Source organism: Okeania sp. SIO2B3 (assembly GCF_010672525.1).
In the GTDB taxonomy this organism is placed as follows: Bacteria; Cyanobacteriota; Cyanobacteriia; order Cyanobacteriales; family Microcoleaceae; genus Okeania.
This window is the reverse complement of record NZ_JAAHGH010000046.1, coordinates 45,361-53,336: the sequence shown is the minus strand read 5'-3', so window position 1 is coordinate 53,336 and position 7,976 is coordinate 45,361. Positions and strand designations below refer to the sequence as shown.

Sequence of the window (7,976 nt, the reverse complement as noted above, 5' to 3'; positions counted from 1 at the left end):
TGTGCCTAAGTGCCCATAATCACACTCTATTATCTCGGGTTCCATGGTGAGAAAGTTAATGTCTGGTGAATTATCCAAACTCCAGACAACTTTGGTGAGACTACTACCAAGATCGATACAGATGGTGATTGTTTGTGTCTCCTTAGCCACTGTGTACCTCCGCCAATAAGTTTGTTGATTTAGTCTCCTTGATACCTCAAAAAAAAAATGAATTGGATAGTGTTTATGTTTTTTTAATATTGCTAAGTTGAATAACGCAATTGTCAGAGTTTTTCCGATAGCAAATGCTATCGGAAAGAAAAACTAACTATTACATAAAGTTAAGAAGTATATGAAAATTAACAAAAAAATAGAGTGTATTAATTTGTATGGAAATCTCGCGTGTGTGTATAAAAATCTCGCGTGTGTGTATGAGAATATCGTGTGTGTGTATAAAAAATTAAGCTAAAAAATAAGCTCGGAAGAAAAAAAAAGAAATAATGTGCATATTTTTGTATAAAAATCTCGCGTGTGTGTATAAAAACATCGCTTGTGTGTATAAAAATATCGCTTGTGTGTACAAGGTAAGACCATATCCTAGTTCGTGTAATACTTTTGCCATTGCTTGCAAGTTTTCTTAAGACCTGTTCTAGGGGTTGCAATTTCTAAAATCAGCGACTAAGTTAAAAACAAGCTCAAAGATTGTGTGAGGTCTCTCCTGAATCATGGAGAAATTTAATCTAACTAATGAAAAGAGATTGTCATTTGAGAGTTCGGTTAACGTTCTCCGAGTACAATGCCCTAAAGGCATTGGCAGAAAGGAGTGAAAAGAGTCTTAGCTCGGTAGCTCGAGAAAAGTTGTTCACTCCTAATTGCCTCACAGATTTCATTGAGCAAAGGTTGAAATTTAGGAAACAGCAAGTAGAATTGCAAACTCTACTTCATCTGGTACGAGATTTAATCTCTACTGAAGAGTTTTCCCCCCAAACTCTTAAGGTTGTTCAAGATATTCAATGCTTGTTGGATGAGCATCATGATTGGTAAAGTCACACGAAACACTAAATTTCATAGTGTCGCCAGCTATATATTTGGCAAGCCGGGAGCCGAAGCACTTCTTGAGAATGTGTTTGAAGGCAAGACGGTAGCAGAAAAAGCTGCGGCCATGCAATGGGTGGCGAGTCGTAATGGCAGAGTCAAACGTCCGGCATATCACTTGTCTTTGTCTCCCTCAGCCGGAGATAATTTGAGCCGGGGTGAATGGGCAGCAATTTGTAGCCAAGTTATTGACGATCTAAATCTTGATAAAAACCAAGTGTTGGTAGGTTTGCACAACGATGTAAAGTATCCAGAATCATCAAAAACTCGCACTCATGCTCATCTATTGATTAATTTGGTGGATGACAATGGCAAGTGTGCTAATACTAGCTGGGATTATTATAAGATTCCCAAAATCTTGCGTACTGTGGAGCGCAAGTATGGTTTGCAAGCTGTTCCAGATATTGGAGAACTTGAAGGGCGGTCAAATACTATCAAGCCAACTAAGCGCAGTATCCGGCAAAAGCTTCAGAATATTATTGATGAAAGCCTAGAACCGGGAAGTTCCTTTGAAGATTTGACTGTGGCGATGGAATCACTAGGAGTAGAGGTACATCCTACATCACAGGGGTGGTGGATGCGATACGAAGGTATCCCTTTTGCCGGATATCAACTAGGTCGTAAATACACAAAACCCTCTATTTTGAAGCGTTTGGAGGTTAAACAGGTGGATGAATCTGAAGATCGGGAGCCAAGGAGTGAGTCAGTAAGTACACCTATTTCGTCAATGAAGGATGTATTTACTGTCAATGAACCCTCTTTGGGCAAAGATTATTCACCTGAATTGAACTCCGAACAGGATGAAACGTCTCAAAATGAGGAGCAGTTTAGTTTAGAAGATATAGATATAGAGGTAGCTCCTGGAAATTTAATCCAGATGATGAAGCAACAGGCAAATCATCTTGAGCAAAGTGACTATATAGATGGCAGGTTCTATGCGGGAATGTTTCTTGATGTGACGGCGCACCTGGCAGAAGTTGTTGAAATTGGCAGAGAAGTTTGGGGCTCGGAGCAGGAGCAAGAGCAAGAGACAGAAACGCAATTGGAGGAGAATTCTCGGCCTTCAGTAGAAATATCTCAATCTGAGGGTGATGATGATTGGCTCCATGACGAGGAAGCCTTACGTCATTTTGATGAACGGTTAGCTCAAGTAAAAGTTGACACTGAAACCCCAAGCTCTGATGTCCCAACCAACTTTCAGGAAAGTCCTCAAGCTGTAGCAGAGTCATTAAGCCAGTTTGTTCGTGTACGGGCCACTGCACATGACTTGAATCAGGATGAGCCTATTGAAACTAACTTAGGTGTCCTCCACTTCAACTCTGACGAGAATACTATTAGTATTACTCAAAACGTTACTGTAGCAAGTTGGGATGAAAATTTACAGGACTGGCAGGCCGATAGCGAGTTATCTGAGGCACATAAAGCCAATGTGGCACGATTGCTTGATAATCAGGCAGTTGATGCTGAAGGATATCAATTTTCTCTTGACGAAGAAGAACGAACCATCACTTATAAACAGGTGCGGTTTCGGGCTGAACAAACTGATGATGGTTGGCAGATTTCCGATAATTCTCTATCGTCGGAAGAACAACATCGCATTCTTCAGTTACCTCAAACAGAGTCAGAGTATACCCGAAATGTTGATAGTAAGGATTTAATTGATTACTTCCAACGCCATGCCCCAGAACAGTTTAGGACGGATATTGGCTCTATCCATTGGACGGATACTAATGGAGAGTTTGAACGTGTCTTTGAAATTTCAAAGCAGTCAGACCTATCGTATCAATTAGAAGGATTTGATTTAAAGCAAACCGATGAATGGGGGAACCCCCGTAAGATTTTTAGTGCCTCCATTGAAGCTGACAATTTCGTGCGATGCGATACTTGTGAAATTCCTACTTCAGATGTAGATGATTTGCTGACACAGGAGTCTCAACATCGGGGAAACAGGCCAGAAATGGAGCGTTAATTGTATGTATGCGGAATAAGAGGTTTGTGAGACCTAAATAATTTGATAGCTATAGCCCGTGCGCATCTAGAATGCGGAGATTACTTGATATATCCCGCAGAAAAACTCAGCGTGTGTGTCTCAATTTGAAAAAGAAAAATGGAGTAAGTTTATGCAACTACGTTATGAAGGGCAAAACAGCGGTGACTATCCTATAAGCTACCGTCGTCGTCCAGAAACTTTTGAATCAAAACTAAGTAAAGCATTAGGAATGCCTATTGAGAAAGGAGACTTATGGTTGCTTGCGTTTGTTATTGCCGGACTTACCTTTATCGGTATTCAAAATCCAGCAATGATGACAGTGTATTTAATCGTGTGCCTAATTGCGCATAGTGTAAAAATGATGATTGATTACTTCCCGCCACTAGGTAAGTTAATTGGAATAAAATTTAAAGCCCATCATGTGGCAGCACTTGTCTTGATTAGTTGTATGATTTTTTCCAGCATAGGGATGCCAGCTCATGCCCTACTATTTGATTCCATCGAAGCCAAAGTGAACGAAATTCTCACAGGTGCGGGTTCTACTGTTGACGCTGCAACAGTCGGCCTGATTTTTACTGTGTTACGGGTTATTGTAATTTTGGGAATATTGGTAGGGGGTATTTTTCTTGTATCACAAGCGATGCAAGGTGGTGACTGGAAGCCCATTGGCAATATGATGGCTATCGGCGTGGGTTTCGTTCTCGCTATCGAGGTGATGTCGCAGCTCATATTAGGTGGCGGTGGTGCTCCTGCTCCGTAGGTGCTACAAACATTCATCCTTGTAGCTCAAGACTTTTCTTGCCAGACAGAGAAAGTAAGAAATTTCTTATTTTCTCTTGAAAAAAATAGCCATGGAGTTTGTGTAAATATGGAGAATCAGTCAGATTTTGTCAAAGTCTCTAAAATCTACCAACAAGAGGCGTCCATAGGTCCAGTCCCCGCAGATCAATTAGTCCCTTGGGGGCTCTTGATTGGCTTTAGCTTCTTCGTCTGTGAAGTTTTGCTATCTCTGGGATTGACTGTATGGGGAGCAAGTTCGGTCTGGCTGATTGCCTCCTGGTGGTTCCTGACTGGCAAGAAGAGTTATAAATATACCGATTTGTGGATTATGCCCTCCAAAGATTGGGTAAATCTATCCATCATGTGGGTATCTGCGGAAGAAAAACAATTTGGGCAAAAATGTAAGATGATGGCAAAAGAAAAAGTAGCGGTGACTTCTGTAGATGGAAAAAAAACTACAACTTACCGACCTTTTCAACTTGAAAGTAATCTTCATGTTCCGCTTCGGGTTTCCATAGGTGGACAAAGTTTCGGCTGCTGGCTGCTGAATGAGGACGGAGATAAATGGTCAGCAGTGATTCCGTTTCGGCTTCAGGGTTTACACCCGCAGCTTCACACTGCGGATATAGCAGAATACTCGGAGGCGATCGCTGAAGCTTTCAAAGAATTTCCCTCTGATGAAAAAATCACATTTCACATGGGGTGCTTCCGAAATAAAGCTCCTCGAAAAAAAGAACTCGAACGACTTGCGGAAAAGGCATTACAAAATGAAATGTTACCTATATCTGTTTTAGTAAATAATGAAAAAATTAGGATTGATGAATTAGATGAAATAGGTAATCGGAAATTTTGGGAAATTTGGGTATTCTGTACTTGGACTGGCAATAAAAATTATCGCGAGAAAGATGGGTTTACAGATAAGATACTGCGTTCGGTCGCGCAGAAAATTGGCAAAACAACCCGAACTTTTATGGGGACTCAAGGGGAATGGGAAGAAAATCTGTACTGCCAGCTAGCTAAAGATATTTATGAAAATGGGTATCTGCCTTGGCGGTTACTCCTGGAGACAAAAGTCGGACTTCCTCTTGAAAATCCAGCCGATGATAAGTTATGGCATTGGCTATGGTATAGATTCAATGGAAGATGTACTGTTGCTCCTGAAATCCCCCAAATTATTAAAGTCTCAGAAACGGGCCAAGGTCTTCAGCGTCAAATTATAACGAATACTCAAAAAGATACGTTATCAGTGGCGCTGTCAGGATTTGACGGAAAAACATCTTGCCCACAACATAATGGCAGTCGGGAGTATATCTACTTAAATCATACTATCGGGGCAGTATTAACAATGGAAGAAGCTCCCACTGGATGGCGCGATCGTCGTTCACAACTCCGGTGGCAGTTTGATTGTTTGGCAGCTTCTTTTGTTTACGACACCGAAGTTTGGCTAGAAATGGAGCCTGGATCAAAGGCAGCGATGCGATATAACTTGGAAAAAATAGCAAAACAAGCTGAGGCTAGCAATCAGCATACTGTTGAGCAGGGTGGAGGCTTAGATGTAGGTTCGGTAGTCCGGCAAGAAGAAAGTTTTGAGGCTCAAAGAAAACTGGTTACGGGTGCTACACCTATGATGTGTGCTCCGTTGTATGTGATTTATCGCGATACAGAAGCTCAATTGGATAAGGCTTGTGCTTTGATGTGCAGGAGTTTCGGCACAGCAAGTGTAATTCGAGAAACTAATATTGCATGGAGGCTGTGGGTAGAAACTTTGCCTATTAATAGATTAAAGCTGCTGTGTCAAACCAGTTTATTTTCAAACAGACGGATTATCTTGGATACAGATACTGTGGCTGGTTTGTTGCCTCTAACCTGCTATCGACCTTTTCACAAAGGTGGTCGTGGTGTGGAGTTTATTACTGATAAAGGCGGACAACCTATTTATGTAGATTTGTTTCGGAAGACAGAGCGGGCTATTATTACTGCCACTTCTGGAGGAGGTAAGTCGGTTTTGGGTTTTCGCTTTATTGTGGATGCCCTTGCTCAAGGTATTCCAGTAGTGGGAATGGACATTTCCACTGGTGGCGATTCTACCTTTGCTACAGCTTGTCGGATGTTGGGGGATAAGGCTGCTTTTTTCAATATGGCTAATCAAAGCTACAACCTTGTCGAGCCACCAGATTTGAGAGGGATGGATAAGAAAACGGTGGCCGAACGGCTCAATCGTTGGAAACAGTTTCTTCAACAAGCATTAGTCGGTATTGCTATGGGGTCTATCCACGACCCGAAGTTGCAAGAAAGAGTTAACGCTTTGGTAGTAAAGATGATTCAGGTTTTTACCACCAATCCTCAAATTATCGATCGCTACAACTTTGCTTTTGAGCAAGGTTTTCATTCTAATGCCTGGCAAAATATCCCAACCCTGCACGATTTGCTTAATTTCTGTTCTAAGGAAAAGTTGGGATTGAAGTCTTTTGAGGAAATTGACAGACTGGCAATTAATCAAATTGTCAACCAAATTTCAGCAAAACTGGACGATCCAGAGATTGGGCAGGCTATTGGTCGCCCTAGTACAATACCGCCAGACCCTATGGTAAAAATCTTTGCTTTGTCGGGTTTAAATAATGACAGTAATGCTCAAATCATGTCTTTATTGGCAGCTATGGCTTGCGTGACCAACGGATTGTCCCATCCGAGAAGTTTGTTTGTAGGAGATGAGCTGAGTGTATTGCTGAGTAAGCCTGGATTTGCCGAAATGGTAGGGACAATTTGGGCTACTGGCCGTAAAGACGGTATTTCAGGGCTATTAATCTTACAGGATGTTAATGCTATTGCTGCTTGCTCTGCTGCCAGTAAAATTTTCCAAAATACTTCTATTGAGATGGTAGGAAAAACTACGGCTGCTGCTGCTTCCGCTTATGTTAAATACTGTGAGTATGACCCCGATACTATCAGAGTAAACGCGACTGAAGCATTTTATCCTGATGCGTCGGAATATTTTACTAAGTGGTTGTTAAAGGTAGGCGATCGCTATTGGAGTCCTTTGCGGTATTATCCAGGAGCAATGATTCTGGCTGCGGTGGCTAATTCAGAAGATGAAAAAGCTGCTAGGCAAAGGTTTATCAATCAATATCCTCAGAGTCAAGTAGGGGTTCTTAAAGGAACCAGAGATTTTGCTGCTGCTTATATCAAGGTATTAAGAGGAGGTGTTTCTATTAAAGAAATTGGAAAGTAGTATTTTTAAGGAGAAAAAAGGATGAAAACTCTACGGATTTTCAAACTATTAGTTAGTGGGGCAACAGTAGCAAGTATAGCTATTGCAAAACCTGCATTCGCTGCTTCTTTCAGCTTTGAAGATATCTTGGGATTGAATCCTGAAGATATTCTGAGTGATGCACAAGGGAAAATAGAGGATCAGATCAATGATTTAATTGGCCCTATATCCGAATTACTGGCGATCGATCCTAATGATTTTTTGGATGATGCTTTGAACGAATTAAATCTTCCGGATTTAGAGATTTCTGGTATTTATGGAGACATGAATATTCCCGATCCTAATAAATTATTGGAGGAATTAAAAAACGCTGGGACTGAAGATTTTACCTTTGGGATGCAATTAGGTTCTAGTGTCGAGGATAATTTGCTACTCCTTAATGAAGCAAGTGTCGAGTTGACGGGAAAACTAGCAAAAGCTGTGGCCTCCTCGTCAGCTTTGGGAGAGGACGCTCAGGAAAAAATCAAAGAAAAAATAGAATTTGGAGATCAAACTACTCAAACTTCTGCTCTTATGGCTGCTGCTACACAAAAACTAGCCGAGCAAGGCAAAATTTTGGTATCAGAAGGAGAAAGTACGGATGTTACTCAAGACTTGGAGAGACTTCAATTAGATGCAATGGGGCTGAAGTTACAAGCAGAGGCAGCTCAATCTAATCAGCTATCCATCTTATCCGCCCAACAAGCTGCAATATTTACTGAAACTCAGCAAAACCGAATTGATAATGCTTATCGAAATCAAATCCTCAGTGATATTTCGACAACTTTGCAGGGTGGCAATGCTGGAAATCGAGTTGAAAAATCTGCCAATATTCGAGCTTTGGCTAACGGCTCTCAATTTTCCACTTTCAAGGAACCTGAGTAA

The 7,976-nt window shown here is 41.3% G+C and carries 5 protein-coding genes; all 5 read left to right on the top strand.

Annotated elements, in window-relative coordinates; genetic code table 11:
• The first annotated feature begins 726 nt into the window (after positions 1–726).
• Positions 727–1,023, top strand: coding sequence for a hypothetical protein (locus tag F6K15_RS23800; protein ID WP_293065204.1), 297 nt, complete (start codon positions 727–729; stop codon positions 1,021–1,023).
• On the top strand, positions 1,013–3,043 hold the full coding sequence (locus F6K15_RS23795) for a relaxase/mobilization nuclease domain-containing protein (RefSeq protein WP_293065202.1): 2,031 nt from the start codon (positions 1,013–1,015) through the stop codon (positions 3,041–3,043). Before F6K15_RS23800 ends, F6K15_RS23795 begins: the two co-directional genes overlap by 11 nt.
• A 115-nt stretch (positions 3,044–3,158) precedes the next feature.
• Complete coding sequence (locus tag F6K15_RS23790; RefSeq protein WP_293065199.1) at positions 3,159–3,824, top strand: hypothetical protein; 666 nt, start codon at positions 3,159–3,161, stop codon at positions 3,822–3,824.
• 108 nt (positions 3,825–3,932) lie between these two features.
• Complete coding sequence (locus tag F6K15_RS23785; protein WP_293065196.1) at positions 3,933–7,073, top strand: hypothetical protein; 3,141 nt, start codon at positions 3,933–3,935, stop codon at positions 7,071–7,073.
• A gap of 21 nt (positions 7,074–7,094) precedes the next feature.
• Positions 7,095–7,976 (top strand): hypothetical protein, encoded by an 882-nt coding sequence (locus F6K15_RS23780; RefSeq protein WP_202224283.1) that lies wholly within the window; start codon positions 7,095–7,097, stop codon positions 7,974–7,976.